An 18080-nucleotide genomic window follows, 5' to 3' on the forward strand; every position below is an offset into this window, starting at 1 on the left:
TATATAGTGATGACTGAACCTCCTAACAAGTACAAAAAAATCGCCTTGAGGCGAGGAGATCTGCATGGGCTTGACTGTATCCGGTAAACCTTCGGGGTTTTCCCGAGGCGTCCCAGCTGTTGCGATAGTGGCTGTCGTGGCTGCAGCGCTGGTGGCCACGACGTTGATTGGCGGCCCGCTCGTCAGCCTGCGCCCCCTTGATCCGGCCACCGGCCGAGTCGTACTCAACACGGCGCAGAGCGCCAACGCCAAAGGGCTCAACCAGAAATTCGCGATCAACAGTTTTAATCCCGAGCAGTTTGTCGAGCAGCAATGGGCCAGCGACGTGCAACCGGTGCTGGACAAGGACGCCGTCGACCTGCCAACCGTGCTCGCTGCCATCGCCGCAAACCCTGCTGATGCAGCCACACGTTTCGCCGTTCCCCATCCAGGCGCGACAAAAAACTTCGTGATCAGCGGCACCGCGCGCGTTGCCGAGGCCAACCTGAAGTCACCCTTGGGGCTGCTCACGCTGGAGTTCCCCGACAACCCTGAGCTGGTCGGGCAAAAGATTCAACTGCTGACCGGCCCGTTAGTCATCAGCACTGCACTGCGCGATGTCGCCAGCAATATGTCGTTGAACGCATTTACCAACCAGACCCAATACGCCGACGTGGCCGCCGCCCTCAACAAGCAAGCATTGGCCCGTGCCTACGGGCAAGTTCCGGCCGCCAGCCTCGCAGGCAAGACGGTCACGTTCAGTGGTGTGTTCAACCTGCAATCGCCCACCACAATCCGCATCGTGCCCGTCAGCCTGACGGTGGAGGAGTAGCCGATGAACGCGCACTCCCCCGCCCTCACGCTAGCCATGCGCCTGCGGCAGATACGCAAGGTGTACCAGGGCACTACCGCGCTCAAAGGCGTGGATTTTGATGTGGTGCATGGCAAGGTCAATGTGCTGATTGGCGAGAACGGCGCCGGCAAATCGACGTTGATGAAAATCCTCGCGGGGATCGAGCAGCCGACTTCCGGGCAGATGTTCGCCGGCGAACAGGCATTGACGCTGAACAGTCCCCGCGAAGCCATGGCCCGTGGCATCGGTATCGTGCATCAGGAGCTCAACCTGTGCCCGAACCTCAGCGTTGCCGAGAACATGTTCATCGGCAAAGAGCGACGCACCCGCTTTGGTCGGGTCTTGCACGGCGAGCAGCGCCAATTGGCGCACGCCACCCTGCAGCGCATGGGCCAAGACATCGACGTCGATGCGCTGGTGCAGGATCTGAGCATCGGTAAGCGGCAGATCGTCGAGATCGCCAAAGTGCTGGTAAGTGATGTGCGGGTGCTGATCCTCGACGAACCCACCTCTTCGCTGAGCGAAGCCGAGGTCGGTATTCTGTTTTCGCTGATCACCGACCTCAAGCGTCAGGGCGTCTCGATCATCTACATCTCCCATCGCCTGGATGAACTGATCGAGATCGGCGACCACTTCACTGTCCTGCGCGACGGCCATCTGGTGGGCACTGGTGTGCGCGACACCGTCACCATCGACTGGCTGGTGGAACGCATGATCGGCAGCCAGATGAACAGCCAATTGCGCACTGGCACCGACCCTGCGGTGCATCAACTGGCACCTGTCGTACTACGGGTTTGCGACCTGGAAGTGGCGAGCGATCAAGGTTCGCTGTTATTGAACAAGGTTTCGTTCAGCATACGACGCGGCGAGATCGTCGCGTTCTATGGGCTGATGGGCGCAGGCCGCACCGAACTGTTCGAAACCCTGATCGGTCTGCGACGCGCCATCGGCGGACGCATCGAGATCAACGGCCAAACCCTGCCATTGGCGCAGGATATCGCCGGTCGCATACGCGCCGGTATTGCCCTGGTGCCCGAGGACCGGCAGAAGCTCGGGCTGGTTGCCAGCGCCAGCGTGCGCGACAACTTGTTGCTGGCCAATCTAACCCGCTACAGCCGCGCCGACGGTCTGGCTCGCCAGCCGATGGACGACGACGTGGCACGGATGATTCGCGAACTGCACATCAAGGCCGAGCATGCCGACGTCGCGATTTCTTCACTGTCCGGCGGCAACCAGCAGAAAGTCGTGGTGGGCAAGAACCTGCTTACAGAACCCCATGTGTTGCTGCTCGACGAGCCGACCCGCGGGATCGACATCAAGGCCCGGCGCGAGCTGTTCGAGGTGCTGGATAGCCTGGCGAAGAACGGCCTGACAATTCTCTATGCCTCCAGCAACCTGACCGAAATCATCGGTGGCGCAGACCGGGCACTGGTGATGTGTCAGGGCCGCATCACCGCCAATCTAACCCGCCAGCAACTGGACGAACCCACACTGGTGGGCTGGTCGCAAGTCTCGCGCAAGGACTCGACAGCCTTGGCGCCCACTGAAAAGGAAACTGCATGATGGCCGATTCTCTTTCCATGCCTGCCCGAAAATCTACCGCGTTGAACATGCGCTCCCTACCGTTGTTGCTGCTCCGACTGCGCGCCTACCTGGCGCTGGCGCTGCTGGTGGTGCTGTTCTCCTCCATTGCGCCGTCGTTCCTGTCGGCCCGTAACCTGGTCATCGTGACCGAGCAGGTGGCGGTGTTCGCAATCCTGGGTATCGGCATGACGTTCGTCATCCTTGCTGCCGGCATCGACCTGTCCGTTGGCGCAGTGGCGGGACTGGCGGCGATGGTCGCCGGCTACTTGATCACCGAGGGGCTGCGCCTGCCATGGCTGGGCGTCTCGGCGTTTTTCAGCATTCCGGTCGTGTGTATTCTGAGCCTTGCGCTGGGGACCCTGGTGGGCGCGGTCAACGGCTGGTTCATCACGCGCCTGAAAGTCACGCCGTTCATCATGACCCTGGGCATGCTGTACATGGCCCGTGGCGCGGCGCAACTGGTGTCCGGTGGAGCCACGTATGGCGACCTCACGGGCCAGGCCGAACTGAACAACAGCGGTTTCCTGCTGCTGGGCACTGCGCGGCTGTTGTCCGTGCCGGTGTCAATCTGGCTGATGATCCTGTTGACCCTGGTGGCCGTGTACATCAGCCGCAAGACCGTTTTTGGTCGCCAGGTGTTCGCCATTGGCGGCAACGAACGCACCGCCGAGCTGTCGGGTGTGCGGGTCAGTCGGGTGAAGATTGGCACCTACGCTATCTCCGGCTTCTGCGCCGCCCTGGCGGGGCTGATCATTGCCTCGCGCCTGGGCGCCGCCAACCCGGCCATCGCCACCTCCTACGAACTCAACGCTATCGCCGTGGTGGTGCTGGGCGGCGCCTCGCTGTTCGGGGGTGTAGGTACCATTGGCGGCACGATCATCGGCGCCTTTGTCCTCGGGGTGCTAAGCAACGGGATGGTACTGGTGGGTATTTCCGACTTCTGGCAGACCGTTATTACCGGCGCGGTGATCGTACTGGCCGTGGTGGTCGACCAATTGCAACGCCGTGTCGAAAAATCAAGCGCAGAACGCCAGGCCAAAGCCCAGGAAGATCGGGGTACGCCGAGCACCACTGCGTGACTTTCAATCACATAAAGGGATGACTACAACAATGAAAAAACTCTTCTCCCGTCAGTTGCTTTCCCTGGCCATGTTGTCCGCGTCGATGTTGCCGCTGGCGGCCACCGCCGCAGAATTCAAAACCTCGGATCATCTGATCGTGGTCATCACGCCGTCGCACAGCAATGCGTTTTACAAGGCCGAATCCGATACTGCCGTAGCGGCGGCCAAGAAGCTCGGTTATCGCACCAACGCGCTGGTGCATCAGGACGATCCGGACATCCAATTACGCCTGGTGCAGACCGCCATCGGCGACAACGCCTCTGCGATCATTCTCGACAACGCCGGTTCCGACGCCTCCATCGCAGCGGTGAAGCGCGCACAGGAAGCGAAGATTCCGGTGTTCCTGATCGATCGGGAAGTCAACGCCAACGGCATTGCCACGGCGCAGATCGTTTCCAACAACTCACAATGCGCGACGTCAGTTGCGGAATACTTCGCCGAGCAGGTCGGGTTCAAGGGTGAATATGTGGAGCTGATCGGGCGCACTTCCGATGTCAACGCCCATGTCCGCTCGGAAGGTTTCCATCGCGTGCTCGACCAGATCCCGGATTTGAAAATGGTCTCGCAGCAGTCAGCCAACTGGGACCAGACCCAGGGCTACAACGTCATGCAATCGATCATCCAGGCTCACCCGAACATCGTCGGCGTCCTGGCCGGCAACGACACCATGGCACTGGGCGCCGCCGCGGCGTTGAAGAACGCCGGCAAGGGTGAAGTGAAAGTCGTCGGCATCGATGGCAACCCCGATGTCGTCCGGCAGATTGCCGGTGACGGCCCGATCATCGCCACCGGCCTGCAACAGGCGACGCAAATGGCGGCGATGGCCATGGAACAGGCCGATCAACTTCTGCGCACCGGCAAGACCGACAAACCCGAGAAGCAATCGGTGGATTGCGTAATGGTCTCCAGAGACAACAGCAAGCAAGTGCGTGAGGGCGGATTCGGCATGCGCTGAGTGGCCAATGTCCCCACGCGGTGCGTGGGGACATCCCTGTTCAAGCGGCTACAAACCTGGCGGGCACCACCGTCGTTCCTGTGCTCGCAGATTCATACGCAGCCTCCACCAACGCCTGGGTGTTGAAGTTATCCGCACCCGAGGTCTCCGACTCCCGGTTGCCACGTCGATCAGCCAACCACTCACGCTGCAAGCGCAGCACGCTTTCCTGTATCGGCTGCCAGGGGGCATCACTCCAGGTTGGCGCATCCGGCGAGACATCCAGTGTTTCGACATTCCCCTGGGCGTCGTGGATCTGCAAGCGAAAGTCCGCCAGCAGGCGCAACGAACCGCGATCGCCGTCCACCTCGAGCAGACTCTGCGGGAACGGGTCACTGGCCAGTTGGGTCGCATAGCTGAAGTCCACCACGCTGGTCATCCCCTGTTCGTGCGCCAGAAGCACCGTTGCGACGTCCTCGCCCGCTATTGCGCCATTGACCCGACGGGTCTCGCAAGTCAGTCGCGAAACATCGCCAAACAACGCCCGGGCGATGTCCAGCACATGCACGCCGAGGTCCTCGATGATGAAGCGCGGTGCCTTCGCCAGGTAAGGTTGCAAGCGATAGACATCGAAGCCGCTGCGAAAACTCACGCGGCCAAAAAAGGCGGTGCCGATCACCCCGCTGCGCAGCTGTTCGATCGCTGCCCGAACCGGCGCCTGCCACCGGAAGTTCTCATGCACGGTCAAGCTCACACCCAGGGCCGCACAGGTGTCGATCATCAACCGGGCATCGTCCAGCGTTGCCGCAAACGGCTTCTGGCAGATGATATCGACACCCGCCTCGGCGCCCATCAGCACCAGCGCCTTGTGCGCCGAGGTCGGTGTCGCGATGTCGACAAAATCCAGTTCCTGCTCGCCCAGCATGGCCTGCGCATCGGTATAGGTCGCCGCGTCCGGCGCATGTTCGGCGAAGGCCGCTAGCCGTTGCGGGTCGCTGTCGCACAGGGCGACGATCTGCACGCCACTGAGGTCCTGCCAGGCGCGCAGCTGATTGAGGGCGAAAAAGCCACAACCGATCAACGCACCACGCAACGGTGGACGGTCCATTGTTCATCTCCTTGGCTGCAGATAAAAAAAGACGCCCGGAGGTGTTCACCGCCCGGACGTCAAAAAGTACTTGGTTTTCAGTATGGATCAAGCCGCATCGGCTTTGCGCACTGCATCGATTTTCAACATGCGGGCAATGATCAGGTCGAGTTCTTTCTCGTCGAAGATCTTCTTCCAGTCCGGCTTGATGATCTTCTCGCGGCCATATTCCATGGCAATCATGCAGGCATCGGAGAATGGGTTGGTGCTGCGGAAGGACACCGCCAGCGCAATCTGGATATGGCCATAGAGCATGGCCTTGGCCGCCGCTTCAGGGACACCGATGCGGTTGATGGTCTCGTCCAGCGCTTCTTTCATGAAACTACCGACCATGCAGGCGACGGTTTCCACCAGCGTTGGCTCCAGATAGGCCAGTTGCTTGACGGTTACCCAATGCACTTCGCCAACCGGGCCGTACATTACCGCGATGATGTTGGCCAGTTCCGAGCGCTGCTTGTCATTGCCGGTTTCAAACGCGGCGCAGACATCCTGCACCGCCGCGTTACCGCCGAAGGCATCGGCGTGTTCTTCCTTGGTGTAGCGCTCCAGAAATACCGAGGGATGGCAAGGGTGCGCCACGGCCTGGTGAATGCCATCGCGCTGGGCCAGCAGCCCGGCATAGGACGCCGCCGGGTCGAGGGTCAGCAGGATCGCGCCGCTCTTCATCTGTGGCACGACCTGTGCCGACACGGCTTCGAGGGCCACGTCGGGCACGGCCAAAATCACCACATCGGCCTGCGGCACGACATCGTTGGTGGCCGACAGGCTACGCCCCGCCGCGACAATCTGCTCCTGAGCCTTGGGCGAGTTTTCGCAGTAGGCAACGCTGTAATGGCTGCCTTGCAGGTTTTGCGAGATGCGCATGCCCATCTTGCCGCCGGCACCCACAATCGCAATTTTGTTGAGTTCGTATGTCATGGGGTCATTCCTCGGTTTGCTTTGCATTCAGGTAGTTCAGGTTATGTCGGGTCCACTGGTCTTCGAGCGCGCAGGTGGTGGCCGCGTCGAGTTGCCAGGGGAGCCAGTGTTCGATGATCTGGTTGATATGCCGGCTGTTCGGTCGAACCTTGCCGCGCATGTAGGCGTAGTCCAGCAGGCCCTCGCCCATGGGGCATCCTGCGAAGGTAAAACCGACCCAGCCATCGCGCCGGGAAAAGGCGAAATCCTTGACGTGCAGGTTCAGTACCCGTTCCGCGGTCATGTCGATGACCTCGCGCGGATTTTCCAGCGCTGCCACGCAATTGCCGGGGTCCAGGCAGATACCCAGCCACGGGCTGTCGATACGTTCGACGACATCCTGTACGGTGCGCGTCGGCACTTGCTCGTAGGTCTCCAGGGCCAGCTTGACGTCCTGCTCGACGAACTGCGGCATTACCCTTTGCAGCAGTTCGAAGGCCTGTTCGGGCGTCGGTTTCAGGCTGTTGCTGTTGAACATACTGCGCAACACGCGCACATCCAGGGCCTCGGCGATACTCAGGTACTTGCGCAGGTGTTCGGTGTCCAGGCCACGAGTACCCAGTTCCAGCACCAGTCCGAGGTCGTCGGCCTGGCGCCTGAGGTCGCCCAGCTCGCTGGCACTCAATGCTTCAAGCGCCTTGTAGTCGCAGATCTGGAATACCCCGGCGCCCAGCTCAGCGGTCTGCTGCAGCATTTGTGGCAGATACAGCGGTTGCGGGACGCGCTCGCTGGCACGCCAGAAGAACGAATAGGTACTCAGGCCGATTGCCATGATGCGCCCTCCATTTCACGGGCAGACGTAGGGCCGCAGAGCTTTGCCGCCTCGTCGAGAATCGATTGAAAAGCGCCTGGATCATGGGCGAAGCGCCCCAGGAACAGGCCGTCGACCTGGCCACCCAACTGGCTCAGTAATCCGGGGCCGGCGCTGCCGCCATAAATCACCCGAGTGCCGCTCCCGGCCACGGCATTGCGCAACGCCTGGCACACTTGACCGATGTACTCGGCGGACGCTGGTTGAGCCGCGCCGATGGCCCATTGCGGTTCGTAAGCAAGGATCAGCTCGCCGCTCAGACCGGCCTGGCGGGCCGAGGCCAATGCAGCATCGAGCTGTTGCAGACACACCTGCACCGCATCCTGCACCCGACCGTGACGTTCCTCGCCCAGACACAGCACCGGGGTCAGGTCATTGCGCCAGGCCGCGGCGGTCTTGTCGGCAATCTGCCGATCGGTCTCGGCGAAGTACCGACGTCGCTCGGCGTGCCCGATCTCGGCGACGCTGCAGCCCATCTCACGCAGCATCAGCGGACTGACTTCACCGGTGTAGGCGCCCTGATCTTCCCAGAACAGATTCTGCGCACCAACCCGGGCCAACCCGTCGAAGATCTCCAGCACAGGCGCCAACGTCGGGTGGCTGGGAATCACGAATACCTCGATCGCTGCGCTGCGCACATCGGCATGGGCGCTCAGTTGCCGGGCAATGGCCTGGCACCATTCCAGGGTTTGGCGATAGCCGAAATACATCTTCAGGCTGACACCGAGCGTGATGACGGGTGTGCTCATCGTGCGCTGACCCGCTCGTAATCGGTCAGGGTCTGGACCTTCTGCGCAGACGCCGAATGCTCGTCGAAGCGATAGGTCAGCCACTCCTTGAGCAGGCGCCGAGCCAACTCCAGGCCAATCACTCGTTGACCGAGCGTCAGCACCTGGGAGTTGTTGCTCAACACCGCGCGCTCCACCGAAAAACTGTCATGGGCGGTCACTGCGCGAACCCCCGGCACCTTGTTGGCGGAGATGGCCATGCCCAGCCCGGTGCCACAGATCAGCAGCGCACGGTCAGCCGCACCGGATGCGACCTTTTCCGCAGCCGCGATGGCCACCAGCGGATACGCGGTGTGGCTCTGGCTGTCGACGCCGACGTCTTCGATCAACTCGACATCCGGGTTGGCAAGCAGGTCGCGCTTGAGCGCTTCCTTGTATTCATAACCGGCGTCATCCGAGCCGATGACGATGCGCAGTGGGTTATTCATGAACTGTCTCCTCGATACGACGGGGCGCCAGCGTGCCGGCCCGCAGGACGGGCTCGATGGCATTGATGATCAGGGAAAGCGACACGGCGCCGGCATCCGGCGTGCCGAGGCTTTTTTCCGCCAGAGGGCGGGCGCGGCCGATACGTGGGCGCAAGTTGGCGGTGGCAGCTGCTGCCTCGGCGGCCACCTGGGCAGCCAGTTGCCAGGCGTGATGCAACTCCAGGCCGCGGGCGGCGGCGTCGCTCAGCGCTGAACTGAACGGCACCAGGACGTCGACCATGGTCTTGTCGCCCACCTGCGCCTTGCCAAAGTGCTGAATGCCGTCGCTCGCCTGGCGAATCCCTTGGGCCACTAACCTCGCGTCTGGATCCAGGCAATCCCCAAGCGAGGTGCCAAGCGCGGTCAGCAGTACGCCCCAGATCGCCCCCGACGTCCCACCGGCCTGATCGGCCCAGGCATCGGCGGCCATGCGCAACAAGGTCCCGGCACCCGCGTCCATGGCCAGGACTTCGCGCGCCCTGCCGACGGCGGCGATGATTCCACGCTGCATGCCGATGCCATGATCACCGTCGCCGGCCACCGCATCGATACGGCCGAGTTCATCGACCTGTTCGATCAGCACTTTTTGCGCTGCCTCCAGCGCCTGCATGACGCAATGCGCCGAGCGCCGAGACTTGGTGCTGGAGGGTGGAATCACCGTTACCGCTACCACGGGCGCGTGCTCTTCGCTCAAGCGTTCGGCAACGCTGGTCACGCCCTTGCGATAAGCCGGGGTCGATGTCGGTGCGCACCAAAAGCCTTCCAGCTCCTCGTCCAGCCAGCACAGGGTCAGCGACAAACCCGCCATGTCGAAACTGGTGACCAGTTCACCCACTTCAGGCTCGACCACGGTCAGCCCGCTGGCTTCGAGTAGTTGCGCGACCCGTCGATAGAGCACGAACAGCTCTTCGTACTTGACGCTGCCAAGGCCGTTAAGGATGACCGCTACACGCTGCCCGGCCACCTCGGCGATACCTTGCGGCAGCTCCTTGAGTAGCGACGAGACTAAAACCTCGGCTAGTTCATCGGCACTTGGCACCGGGCCTTCGCTAATCCCGGGTTCACCATGAATGCCCATGCCCAGCGCCATCTGGCCCTGCGGCACGTCGAATAACGGATGGTCGGCGCCCGGCAACGTGCAGCCAGAGAACGCCACACCCAGCGAGCGGGTGCGAGCATTGGCATGCCGTGCAACACGCACCACAGCATCGAAGTCATATCCCGCCTCGGACGCCGCGGCCGCCGCCTTGAACACCACCAGGTCACCGGCAATGCCACGACGCTTGTGCAGCTCGTCACTGGAAGCGCTGGAGATATCGTCCGTGACCGCGATCACCTCGCAGCGGATGCCTTCGGCGTTAAGTCGATCCTTGGCCAGGCCGAAATGCAGCACGTCCCCGGCATAGTTGCCATACCCCAGCAACACCCCACCGCCGGTCTGCGCGGCACGAGCGACAGCGTAGATCTGCTGCGCGGAGGGCGAGGCGAACAGGTTGCCCATCACTGCCGCGTGGGCCAGGCCCTGGCCAACCAGTCCCGCGAACGCCGGGTAATGCCCCGAGCCACCACCGATCACCACGGCAACCGAACCCTCTTGAGATCGGGTGCAGCGCATCACTCCGCCCGGCACCTGGCGTACTTTGTCGCGGTGCGCGGCGACAAACCCCTCCACCAGCTCACTGGCGAAGGCTGAAGGTTCATTGAACAAACGGGTCATTTCTTATTCTCCCTGGAGGACCTGTTGCGTAGCGGCCAGCGGTGCTGCATCGACAACCCGCCGCCGCGTGCCGAGCGCCACCATCAGCACCGCGGACATCAGCATCAGTGCGCCGACCACCATCATCGGAACCGCGTAGGTACCGGTGTAATCCTTGAGGGCGCCAGTGATGAAGCCCGCAGAGAAGCCCGCGACGTTGCCGACGGTGTTGATCAGTGCCACAGCAGCCGCAGCCGAGGCCCCGGTGAGGAACTGGGTCGGCAGCGTCCAGAAGTTGGGCAGCGCAGCGAAGATCGAGCAGGCGGTAATCGTCACCACGGCCACGGTGGCTGTCGGCGAGCCCATGGCCATGGCCAGCGGAATGCTCACTGCGCCGGTCAATGCGGGCAGCGCGATGTGCCAGGTGCGGCAGCCACGACGGGTCGCATCACGGGACCAGAGGTAGAGCACCAGAGCCGCCGGCAGATACGGAATCGCGGTGATCAGGCCCTTCTCGAATACCGTGAACGTGGTGCCGAACTGAGCCTGGAAACCGCCGATGATGGTGGGCAGGAAGAACGACAGCGCATACAGCCCGTAGATAAAGCCGAAATAGATCAGGCACAGCATCCAGACTCGCCCGTTGAGCATTGCCGCGCGGACACCCATGTGGTGTGGGCTGCGACGAACATCGACGCGCTCGCGGTCGAGTTCGCCGACCAGCCAGGTTTTTTCATCGGCGTTCAGCCACTTGGCCTGGGACGGGTGATCGACCAGATAGAACCAGGCAATCAAGCCCACCACGATGGCCGGCAGCGACACCCCCAGGAACATTACCCGCCAGCCGGACAGACCGAACAGACCGTCATGGCCGATCAACCACGCGGCCAACGGTGCGCCGATGACGATGGTCAGCGGCTGGGCGAGATAGAACAGCGAGAGGATCTTGCTGCGATAGCGGGCAGGCACCCACAGGCTGAGGAACAGGATCGCTCCAGGGAAGAAGCCCGCTTCCGCGATCCCCAGTAAAAAGCGCAGGGTGTACAACCCCTCGATACTGCTCACCCAGGTGAACAACAGCGAAACGATGCCCCACGACACCATGATCCGCGCCAGCCACTTACGCGCGCCGAACTTGTGCAGTGCGAGGTTGCTTGGCACTTCCAGCAGGATGTAACCGATGAAAAAGATCCCCGATGCCAGGCCGTACTGGATGACGCTCAGACCAAGGTCCTGATTCATGCCATTGGGTCCGGCGAAGGAAATCGCCGTGCGGTCGAGGAAGTTGATGAAAAACATCAGTGCCACGAAAGGCACCAGGCGCAGCGAGATCTTACGGATAGCCGATTGCTCGGCCGGAGATGCGGAGATGTTCTGCATTGCGGTTCTCCGGCTCATCTACAGGTCCTTTGGCAGGACTGGTGTGATGAGATGACGTTCTTATTAGGACCGCTGAAAGGCGGCGATCCAAACCTGGGCCTGGCTTCAGCAACGAAGCTCGAGGGCTTGGGCTAATTTCTAACACGGGGATTTTCATTTGTATACTGTGATGATGGTATGATCTCTATACCAGACCAAAAAAAGACCTCATCGGCGCCCTAAGCGTGAGCAGCCAGCGCTATTTTCCGAGCCTTTTGCCATTCATCGGAACAGAGTCAACACGCAACGCCGAGGGTTCGCGCTGACAAAGCAAGCATCTGCCCAGGTGCTAAGCACTGGCGTCTACAGAGCTGCGAAGGACCCTTTGGATCTGCGCAACCACCTGCATCGTTGCGACTTCGATCGTTCCTTCATTGCGGCACAAAAACCAGCCGTGATCTGCAATCGCGCGCTCGAACGCCTGGGTACAAGCGACATGTTCTTCCAGCTTATGGATCACGGTACTGCTCAGCCCACGCTGGCGTGCCGCGGCCCTCGCCCATGAAACCTCTGGGTCGGTAACAACCCCGACATGCAGGTCTGGCACTTGCACGCCTCGATCAATGTTCAACTGCAGGATCTCTGCAAACGGGATCTGCCGGCGAAACGCGGCATCGGACGGGTACCAGCGATCGATCAGGATGATGCTGTCCAGTGGCTGTTTGGTCAGCACGTGCTGGGAAATCCAGCGGCGACTATCGGCAAAGCGCTGACAAATCTCCCATTCCAGATCCCGTATGGGATTTCTGACGAACTGGTTTACCAGGGCCATGGTTTCACCCCTGTAGGGATCGCTTTTACTCTCGCAAAGTCGGATCACCTTTTTGTTGTCTGCCCGCAGTACTTTCGTAACGGCCTCCAACAGTGTGGTTTTACCGGTTCCCTTGGGCCCATCTAGAGAAACAAACAGCGGACGATTCATTCTTCACTAACGATTGATATACGGTTGTTTTGCCCGGTTCGTTCGCTGGAAGCGCTTGGCGCGACTATGGGAATCGAATGGAGGGAGCTTGTGAACTGGCATGGATCAACACTCTAAACTGATTGCTGGCTAACGGGCCTGAAAATCCAGGGTGTCTGATAGGTTCGCCTCCAACTCCCCAATCGACTACCATGCCGCCGCCGGTTTCCACTTGGGAATAATAGGGAATCCGTGATGCGCGCAACGCATCAAACGGAACTGCCCCCGCAACTGTAGGTGCTGAGCCTGCTCCTTAACTGCCACTGGGATCACCCGGGAAGGCTGGAGCACGCCATGACGCATCAGTCAGGAGACCTGCCGGCGACGCAACAATCACTAACCGGCGGGGTGTCCGGGAGGGGCATCCTTGCGCGTGCGTCACTTTGGTGATCGACCCCTGCCCGGTTTTTCGGCAGCGCTCGTTGATGTGTTTCCAGGCCCTACACCCCTGCTCCGTGTACGGTTCAAATGGAGATTGCATCATGCTGCTGCCCCGCGTTGTCGCCCTCGCCACGGGCCTGGGTCTTTGTTCACTGGCCCAGGCTGCGCCCACTCAGTACCCGCTGACGCTGCAAAACTGTGGCAGCACACAGACCTTCGCCCACGCCCCGGCTCGGGCCGTGACGATTGGCCAGGCCGGGACCGAAATGCTCTTTGCCCTGGGGCTGGGAGACAAACTGGTCGGCACTTCCCTGTGGTTCAACGATGTGTTGCCCCAGTACCAGGCGCAAAACGCCGGGATCGAACGCCTGGCCGATAACGACCCGAGTTTCGAGTCGGTAATCGGCAAGCGCCCGGAGTTGGTCGCCGTCGAGCTGGAGTGGATGGTAGGTCCGCAAGGGGTGGTGGGTACACGGGAGCAGTTTGACGAGCTGAAGATTGCGACCTACCTGATGCCCTCGGACTGTGAGTCCAAGGACAACCTGGTGGGGGCCGACGGTACTCGCCTGGCGCCGTTCCGGGTCGACAGTCTCTATAAGAGCATCAGCCAGCTAGGGGAGATTTTTGATGTCCAGGAGCGTGCGCAGCAATTGAACGCGCAGCTCAAAGCCAGCCTGGCCAAATCGGTGGCCACGGTGCAGAACCAAGACCTGAAGCACACCAGCGCGCTGGTCTGGTTCTCCAGCGCCAGCCTGGATATCGATCCCTATGTCGCCGGACACAAGGGTATTCCCGACTTCATGCTCAATACCCTGGGCGTGCGCAACGTGGTGGAGTCCGACGAAGAGTGGCCAAGCGTCGGCTGGGAAACCATTGCCAAGGCGAACCCGACCTTCCTGGTCATCGCGCGCATGGATCGTCGGCGTTTTCCAGCTGACGACTATCAAAAGAAACTGCAATTCCTGCGCAGCGACCCGGTGACCCGCAACATGGACGCGGTCAAACACAACCGCATCATTATCCTCGACGCCATGGCCATGCAGGCCAGCGTGCGGATGTTCGACGGCCTTGAAACCCTGGCTACTGCCCTCAACAGCTACGACCTGGCGCAATGACGGCGATGCTACTGCGTACCTCATTGGCACTGGCGACCCTGCTGATCGCGCTGATTGCCGGTGTGACCATCGGCGAAACCAGCATTGAACCGACGGTGGTGTTCCAGGTGCTGGCCAACAAGCTGTGGGCCGCCGGTTATGCCCTGGACCCCATCGACGAAGGCATCGTCTGGAACTACCGCTTGACCCGCGCACTGGTGGCGGCGGCGTGCGGTGCGGGGCTGGCGACTTGCGGGGTGATCCTGCAATCGCTGTTGCGCAACCCATTGGCCGATCCCTACTTGTTGGGGATTTCCGCGGGGGCGTCGACAGGCGCAGTGCTGGTGGCGTTGCTGGGCCTGGGCGCCGGGGCGATCTCAATGTCGGCCGGGGCGTTTGCCGGCGCAGTGCTGGCCTTCGCCGTGGTGGTTTTGCTCGGCCGTGCCAGTGGCGCACCGGGCACTACCGGGCAGATCATCCTGGCCGGGATCGCCGGGTCACAACTGTTCAACGCACTCACGGCGTTTTTGATCACCAAGTCGGCCAGCTCCGAACAGGCACGCGGCATCATGTTCTGGTTGCTGGGCAATCTCAGTGGCGTGCGCTGGCCATCCGTGTGGCTGGCCGTGCCGGTGGCGCTGGCCGGTCTTGCGGTGTGCCTGTGGCACCGCCGCGCGCTGGATGCCTTCACCTTTGGCGCAGACTCCGCGGCCTCCCTCGGCATTGCGGTGCGTCCCGTGCAGTTGCTGTTGATCAGCTGCGCGGCGTTGGTCACGGCGGTGATGGTGTCGATTGTCGGCTCGATCGGTTTTGTTGGGCTGGTGATTCCCCACGCCGCCAGGCTGTTGCTCGGGACTGGTCATACCCGTCTGCTGCCAGCCAGTGCGCTGGGCGGGGCGGTGTTTCTGATTGCCGCCGATGTGCTGTCCCGCACGCTGATCAAGGGCCAGGTAATTCCGGTCGGCGTGGTCACGGCGCTGGTCGGGGCGCCGGTGTTCGCGCTGATCCTGGTGGGAAGGAGGAATGCCCGATGACTGCACCTGTGTCTGTTTCTCAACCCTGTGTATTGAGTTGTTCCGGTATCGGCTTTGCCATTCGCGATGCGCAGTTGCTGCACGACATTCACCTGGCCATTCACCGTGGCGAGACCCTGGGGCTGGTCGGTCCCAATGGCTCCGGCAAATCCACCCTGCTCAAGCTGCTGGCGGGGGTGCGTGCGCCCAGCCAGGGCGCCATCCATCTCAACGGCCAAAACCTCAAGACCCTGTCGCGGCGCACCATCGCGCAAACCCTGGCGGTGGTCGAGCAGCAGGCTGACACCCTCGATGCAATCAGCGTATTCGATGCGGTGGCCTTGGGCCGAACGCCCTGGCTGTCGGCCTTGAGTCCGTGGTCGGCGGCGGACGCGGCGATCGTCGAGCAAGCGCTGCGTGACGTCGATGCGGCTCACCTGAGCAGCCGCACCTGGCGCAGTCTCTCCGGCGGCGAACGCCAGCGCGTGCATATCGCCCGCTCCCTGGCGCAACGCCCGCAGATCCTGTTACTGGACGAACCGACCAATCACCTGGATATCCAGCATCAACTGGCGATTCTGAATGTGGTTCACGCATTGCCCGTGACCACCGTGATTGCCCTGCACGACCTTAACCAGGCCCTGGGCTGTGATCGGTTGGCGGTGCTCGAACGCGGAAGCCTGGTCGCCCTTGGCAAACCGCTTGAAGTGCTGACCCCAGAACGCTTGCTACACACCTTCGGGGTCCACGCGCATTACCTCACTGACCCCTTTGACGGCACGCAGATCCTGCGATTACGCGCCTCCTGACTCGTCTATGGATAGCCCACCATGCGTATAGTTTCCCGCTCCTTGCTGCTCGCTGCAGTGTTGCTGTGCCCCACGGCATACGCCGAAGTCCATGAAGTAAAAATGCTCACCCGAGGCGCTGCGGGCAGCATGGTCTATGAGCCGGATTACCTGCAGGTGGCGCCTGGCGACACGGTCCGGTTCATCCCTGCCCAGAGTGGTCATAACGCCGCCTCGGTCAGCGAATTGCTGCCGGCCGGCGCGCAGGCATTCCAGGGCAAGATCAACCAGGTAGTGGAACAGGTATTTCAGGTCCCTGGCCTCTACGGCATCCAGTGCACCCCGCACCTGGCAATGGGCATGGTGATGTTGATCCAGGTGGGCGAGCCTGCAGCCCAACCGCCGGAGTTGCCAAGCGCCCTGCCCCCACGTGCGCTCGAGCGATTGAACAGCATCCTGCAGCGCTGAGCTTTCAGCCGGTCGGCAAACGACATTCCATGTGGGTGGTCTGCCATACCGGGTCGGCGTCCACCTGGATCACGTTGAAACCGCGCTTGAGCCAGAAGTCGATGGCGCCCGGCAAGAACGGATGGGTGTGCAGATAGATCACCTCGACCCCGGCTTCCACGGCCGATGCCGCCAAGGCGCGGTACAACTGGCTGGCCAAGCCCGCGCGGCGAAACTGCGGGAGGATGAACAGACGTACGACTTCCACCACCTTCAGCCCGGGATAATCGATGTGCGCAAAGCGCCGGTCATAGGGCAGATAGCCGATTGAGGCGACGATTCGCCCGGCATGACGGGCCACCAGGAAGCGTCCCGCACCGCGCAGGTAAACCTGCTCAAAATTCGCCAGGTCATCCGGCGTGCCGGCTTCCCGCAGTTTCGGGAACAGCTCGGAGCGCGCCGCCAGGACGAACCCCAGAACCTGGGGAATGTCTGCGGCCACCACAACCTCGATAGCTGTTTGATGCACATGCGCTCCGTAATTTTCGGGGGTGATTGCCACGGAAGACCGGGATAGACTGCGTTTGGCTCACTTACGCGAGACATCCAGCGTGGATCGCCAGCAAAGGATAAACAGGCCAACAGGCTACCGCACCCTGTTGGGCAAAAGGAGGATCATCAATGCCGGTGTCCATCAACCACGAAGACTTTTCGCTGACCACGCCCTACGGTCAGGTATTCGCACGCTGCTGGTACCCCAACAAGCAAGCCCAGGCTCAGCCACTGGCCCCGATCATCCTGCTCCATGATTCGCTCGGCTGCGTGGCGTTGTGGCGCGACTTCCCTGCCCTGCTGGCAAGCGCCACCCAGCGCAATGTCGTGGCCTACGACCGCTTGGGATTTGGTCGTTCAGACCCCCATCCTGGCGATTGGTCCAACGACTTCATCCGCCAGGAAGCCCAGCGCTACGTGCCGCTCGTGCGGGCAGGACTGGGCATCGAGCGTTTTATCGCCTTTGGTCATAGCGTCGGTGGTGCCATGGCCACCCACTGCGCCGCGTTGTTTCCCGAGCACTGCCTGGCGCTGGTGACCGAGTCGTCCCAGGCCTTTGTCGAGGAACGCACGGTTCTGGGCGTGCAGCTTGCTAAAGAGCAGTTCGAGCAACCGGGACAGATCGAGCGTCTGCGCAAATATCACGGCGAAAAGGCTCAATGGGTGCTGAATGCCTGGACGCAGACCTGGCTTAGTCCGACTTACGCTGACTGGACCATCGAGCAGGGACTGCCGGCGATTGGATGCTCGCACCTGGTGATCCACGGCGCAGACGACGAGTTTGGTTCGACCCAACATGCCCATCGATATGCCGGCCTGACTGGCGGGAGCAGTGAGGTGCTGCTGATCAGCGATTGCATGCATGTGCCCCACCGTGAACAGCCGCAAACCGTGATTGATGCGGTTTGCCGTCAGCTGTCGTGCGTGAGCTAGACCGGCCCCATCGCGGCATAGGTATCTACACAACTGTGTGTGCGACGTTGCACCAGGGTTTTGGATTAGACCGAGTACATATCCATTTTTGCGGTAATGGCCTCCTATGGTTCCGCCTGACGGCGGCTCACTTTTGAACAGCGCAAAAGTAAGCA

The 18080-nt window shown here is 61.6% G+C and carries 18 protein-coding genes and 1 riboswitch; of the genes, 9 read left to right on the forward strand and 9 right to left on the reverse strand.

Annotated elements, in window-relative coordinates; genetic code table 11:
- Positions 1-64: 64 nt before the first annotated feature.
- The 4 genes from ACIOVD_RS20355 to ACIOVD_RS20370 are packed head-to-tail and all read left to right on the forward strand — an operon-like array spanning position 65 to position 4492.
- Positions 65-811 (forward strand): DUF2291 family protein, encoded by a 747-nt coding sequence (locus ACIOVD_RS20355; RefSeq protein ID WP_401129901.1) that lies wholly within the window; start codon positions 65-67, stop codon positions 809-811.
- Positions 812-814: 3 nt separating this feature from the next.
- Entirely contained in the window at positions 815-2395 is a 1581-nt protein-coding gene (locus tag ACIOVD_RS20360) for a sugar ABC transporter ATP-binding protein (protein ID WP_401129903.1), read from the forward strand.
- Positions 2395-3495: an ABC transporter permease gene (locus ACIOVD_RS20365; RefSeq protein WP_177440686.1), complete on the forward strand. Its 1101-nt coding sequence runs from the start codon at positions 2395-2397 to the stop codon at positions 3493-3495. Before ACIOVD_RS20360 ends, ACIOVD_RS20365 begins: the two co-directional genes overlap by 1 nt.
- 31 nt (positions 3496-3526) lie before the next feature.
- Positions 3527-4492: a D-ribose ABC transporter substrate-binding protein gene (locus ACIOVD_RS20370; RefSeq protein ID WP_401129906.1), complete on the forward strand. Its 966-nt coding sequence runs from the start codon at positions 3527-3529 to the stop codon at positions 4490-4492.
- Between the two features lie 40 nt (positions 4493-4532).
- Here the strand turns inward: ACIOVD_RS20370 and ACIOVD_RS20375 are convergent, their stop codons facing one another.
- The 8 genes from ACIOVD_RS20375 to ACIOVD_RS20410 form a co-directional block, all read right to left on the reverse strand.
- Entirely contained in the window at positions 4533-5579 is a 1047-nt protein-coding gene (locus ACIOVD_RS20375; protein ID WP_401129908.1) for a Gfo/Idh/MocA family protein, read from the reverse strand.
- An 87-nt stretch (positions 5580-5666) separates the two neighbouring features.
- Positions 5667-6536 (reverse strand): phosphogluconate dehydrogenase C-terminal domain-containing protein, encoded by an 870-nt coding sequence (locus tag ACIOVD_RS20380; RefSeq protein WP_159996045.1) that lies wholly within the window; start codon positions 6534-6536, stop codon positions 5667-5669.
- A 4-nt stretch (positions 6537-6540) separates the two neighbouring features.
- Positions 6541-7347 (reverse strand): sugar phosphate isomerase/epimerase family protein, encoded by an 807-nt coding sequence (locus ACIOVD_RS20385; RefSeq protein WP_401129910.1) that lies wholly within the window; start codon positions 7345-7347, stop codon positions 6541-6543.
- Positions 7332-8135, reverse strand: coding sequence for a triose-phosphate isomerase family protein (locus ACIOVD_RS20390; RefSeq protein ID WP_401129912.1), 804 nt, complete (start codon positions 8133-8135; stop codon positions 7332-7334). Before ACIOVD_RS20390 ends, ACIOVD_RS20385 begins: the two co-directional genes overlap by 16 nt.
- Complete coding sequence (locus ACIOVD_RS20395) at positions 8132-8602, reverse strand: ribose-5-phosphate isomerase (protein WP_095170034.1); 471 nt, start codon at positions 8600-8602, stop codon at positions 8132-8134. Before ACIOVD_RS20395 ends, ACIOVD_RS20390 begins: the two co-directional genes overlap by 4 nt.
- Positions 8595-10358 carry a dihydroxyacetone kinase family protein gene (locus tag ACIOVD_RS20400; protein ID WP_401129914.1) on the reverse strand — a complete coding sequence of 588 codons (1764 nt, stop codon included), beginning with the start codon at positions 10356-10358 and terminating at the stop codon, positions 8595-8597. Before ACIOVD_RS20400 ends, ACIOVD_RS20395 begins: the two co-directional genes overlap by 8 nt.
- A 3-nt stretch (positions 10359-10361) precedes the next feature.
- Positions 10362-11735 (reverse strand): MFS transporter, encoded by a 1374-nt coding sequence (locus ACIOVD_RS20405; protein WP_237234912.1) that lies wholly within the window; start codon positions 11733-11735, stop codon positions 10362-10364.
- A gap of 310 nt (positions 11736-12045) precedes the next feature.
- Positions 12046-12678 carry a dTMP kinase gene (locus tag ACIOVD_RS20410; protein WP_401129916.1) on the reverse strand — a complete coding sequence of 211 codons (633 nt, stop codon included), beginning with the start codon at positions 12676-12678 and terminating at the stop codon, positions 12046-12048.
- A gap of 184 nt (positions 12679-12862) precedes the next feature.
- Positions 12863-13055: riboswitch (cobalamin riboswitch) on the forward strand.
- Positions 13056-13199: 144 nt separating this feature from the next.
- Between ACIOVD_RS20410 and ACIOVD_RS20415 the strand changes: the two genes are divergently transcribed.
- Genes ACIOVD_RS20415 through ACIOVD_RS20430 form a run of 4 tightly spaced genes read left to right on the forward strand, consistent with a single transcriptional unit; the run spans position 13200 to position 16461 of the window.
- The gene (locus tag ACIOVD_RS20415; RefSeq protein ID WP_159996067.1) at positions 13200-14213 is read left to right on the forward strand and encodes an ABC transporter substrate-binding protein; all 1014 of its coding nucleotides are present in this window, start codon (positions 13200-13202) and stop codon (positions 14211-14213) included.
- On the forward strand, positions 14210-15226 hold the full coding sequence (locus tag ACIOVD_RS20420; RefSeq protein ID WP_159996069.1) for an iron ABC transporter permease: 1017 nt from the start codon (positions 14210-14212) through the stop codon (positions 15224-15226). The genes ACIOVD_RS20415 and ACIOVD_RS20420 overlap by 4 nt, the downstream gene beginning before the upstream one ends.
- On the forward strand, positions 15223-16014 hold the full coding sequence (locus tag ACIOVD_RS20425; protein ID WP_401129919.1) for an ABC transporter ATP-binding protein: 792 nt from the start codon (positions 15223-15225) through the stop codon (positions 16012-16014). Before ACIOVD_RS20420 ends, ACIOVD_RS20425 begins: the two co-directional genes overlap by 4 nt.
- Before the next feature lie 21 nt (positions 16015-16035).
- A complete protein-coding gene (locus tag ACIOVD_RS20430; protein WP_401129921.1) occupies positions 16036-16461 on the forward strand; it encodes a pseudoazurin in 426 nt (141 codons plus the stop codon).
- A gap of 4 nt (positions 16462-16465) precedes the next feature.
- Here the strand turns inward: ACIOVD_RS20430 and ACIOVD_RS20435 are convergent, their stop codons facing one another.
- The gene (locus tag ACIOVD_RS20435; protein ID WP_401129923.1) at positions 16466-16969 is read right to left on the reverse strand and encodes a GNAT family N-acetyltransferase; all 504 of its coding nucleotides are present in this window, start codon (positions 16967-16969) and stop codon (positions 16466-16468) included.
- Between the two features lie 152 nt (positions 16970-17121).
- On the opposite strand from ACIOVD_RS20435, the gene ACIOVD_RS20440 reads away from it, so the two are divergent.
- On the forward strand, positions 17122-17925 hold the full coding sequence (locus ACIOVD_RS20440) for an alpha/beta fold hydrolase (protein WP_401129925.1): 804 nt from the start codon (positions 17122-17124) through the stop codon (positions 17923-17925).
- Positions 17926-18080 lie beyond the last annotated feature (155 nt).

It is taken from the genome of Pseudomonas sp. NPDC087626 (assembly GCF_044743405.1).
Lineage (GTDB): Bacteria > Pseudomonadota > Gammaproteobacteria > Pseudomonadales > Pseudomonadaceae > Aquipseudomonas.

Bases quoted from the DNA above. Each gene is read 5' to 3' on its own strand.
- ACIOVD_RS20390 (WP_401129912.1), bottom strand. From the start codon at position 8,135: ATGAGCACACCCGTCATCACGCTCGGTGTCAGCCTGAAGATGTATTTC.
- ACIOVD_RS20355 (WP_401129901.1), top strand. From the start codon at position 65: ATGGGCTTGACTGTATCCGGTAAACCTTCGGGGTTTTCCCGAGGCGTC.
- ACIOVD_RS20430 (WP_401129921.1), top strand. From the start codon at position 16,036: ATGCGTATAGTTTCCCGCTCCTTGCTGCTCGCTGCAGTGTTGCTGTGC.
- ACIOVD_RS20400 (WP_401129914.1), bottom strand. From the start codon at position 10,358: ATGACCCGTTTGTTCAATGAACCTTCAGCCTTCGCCAGTGAGCTGGTG.
- ACIOVD_RS20375 (WP_401129908.1), bottom strand. From the start codon at position 5,579: ATGGACCGTCCACCGTTGCGTGGTGCGTTGATCGGTTGTGGCTTTTTC.
- ACIOVD_RS20440 (WP_401129925.1), top strand. From the start codon at position 17,122: ATGCCGGTGTCCATCAACCACGAAGACTTTTCGCTGACCACGCCCTAC.
- ACIOVD_RS20380 (WP_159996045.1), bottom strand. From the start codon at position 6,536: ATGACATACGAACTCAACAAAATTGCGATTGTGGGTGCCGGCGGCAAG.
- ACIOVD_RS20420 (WP_159996069.1), top strand. From the start codon at position 14,210: ATGACGGCGATGCTACTGCGTACCTCATTGGCACTGGCGACCCTGCTG.
- ACIOVD_RS20425 (WP_401129919.1), top strand. From the start codon at position 15,223: ATGACTGCACCTGTGTCTGTTTCTCAACCCTGTGTATTGAGTTGTTCC.
- ACIOVD_RS20410 (WP_401129916.1), bottom strand. From the start codon at position 12,678: ATGAATCGTCCGCTGTTTGTTTCTCTAGATGGGCCCAAGGGAACCGGT.
- ACIOVD_RS20365 (WP_177440686.1), top strand. From the start codon at position 2,395: ATGGCCGATTCTCTTTCCATGCCTGCCCGAAAATCTACCGCGTTGAAC.
- ACIOVD_RS20370 (WP_401129906.1), top strand. From the start codon at position 3,527: ATGAAAAAACTCTTCTCCCGTCAGTTGCTTTCCCTGGCCATGTTGTCC.
- ACIOVD_RS20415 (WP_159996067.1), top strand. From the start codon at position 13,200: ATGCTGCTGCCCCGCGTTGTCGCCCTCGCCACGGGCCTGGGTCTTTGT.
- ACIOVD_RS20405 (WP_237234912.1), bottom strand. From the start codon at position 11,735: ATGAGCCGGAGAACCGCAATGCAGAACATCTCCGCATCTCCGGCCGAG.
- ACIOVD_RS20395 (WP_095170034.1), bottom strand. From the start codon at position 8,602: ATGAATAACCCACTGCGCATCGTCATCGGCTCGGATGACGCCGGTTAT.
- ACIOVD_RS20385 (WP_401129910.1), bottom strand. From the start codon at position 7,347: ATGGCAATCGGCCTGAGTACCTATTCGTTCTTCTGGCGTGCCAGCGAG.
- ACIOVD_RS20360 (WP_401129903.1), top strand. From the start codon at position 815: ATGAACGCGCACTCCCCCGCCCTCACGCTAGCCATGCGCCTGCGGCAG.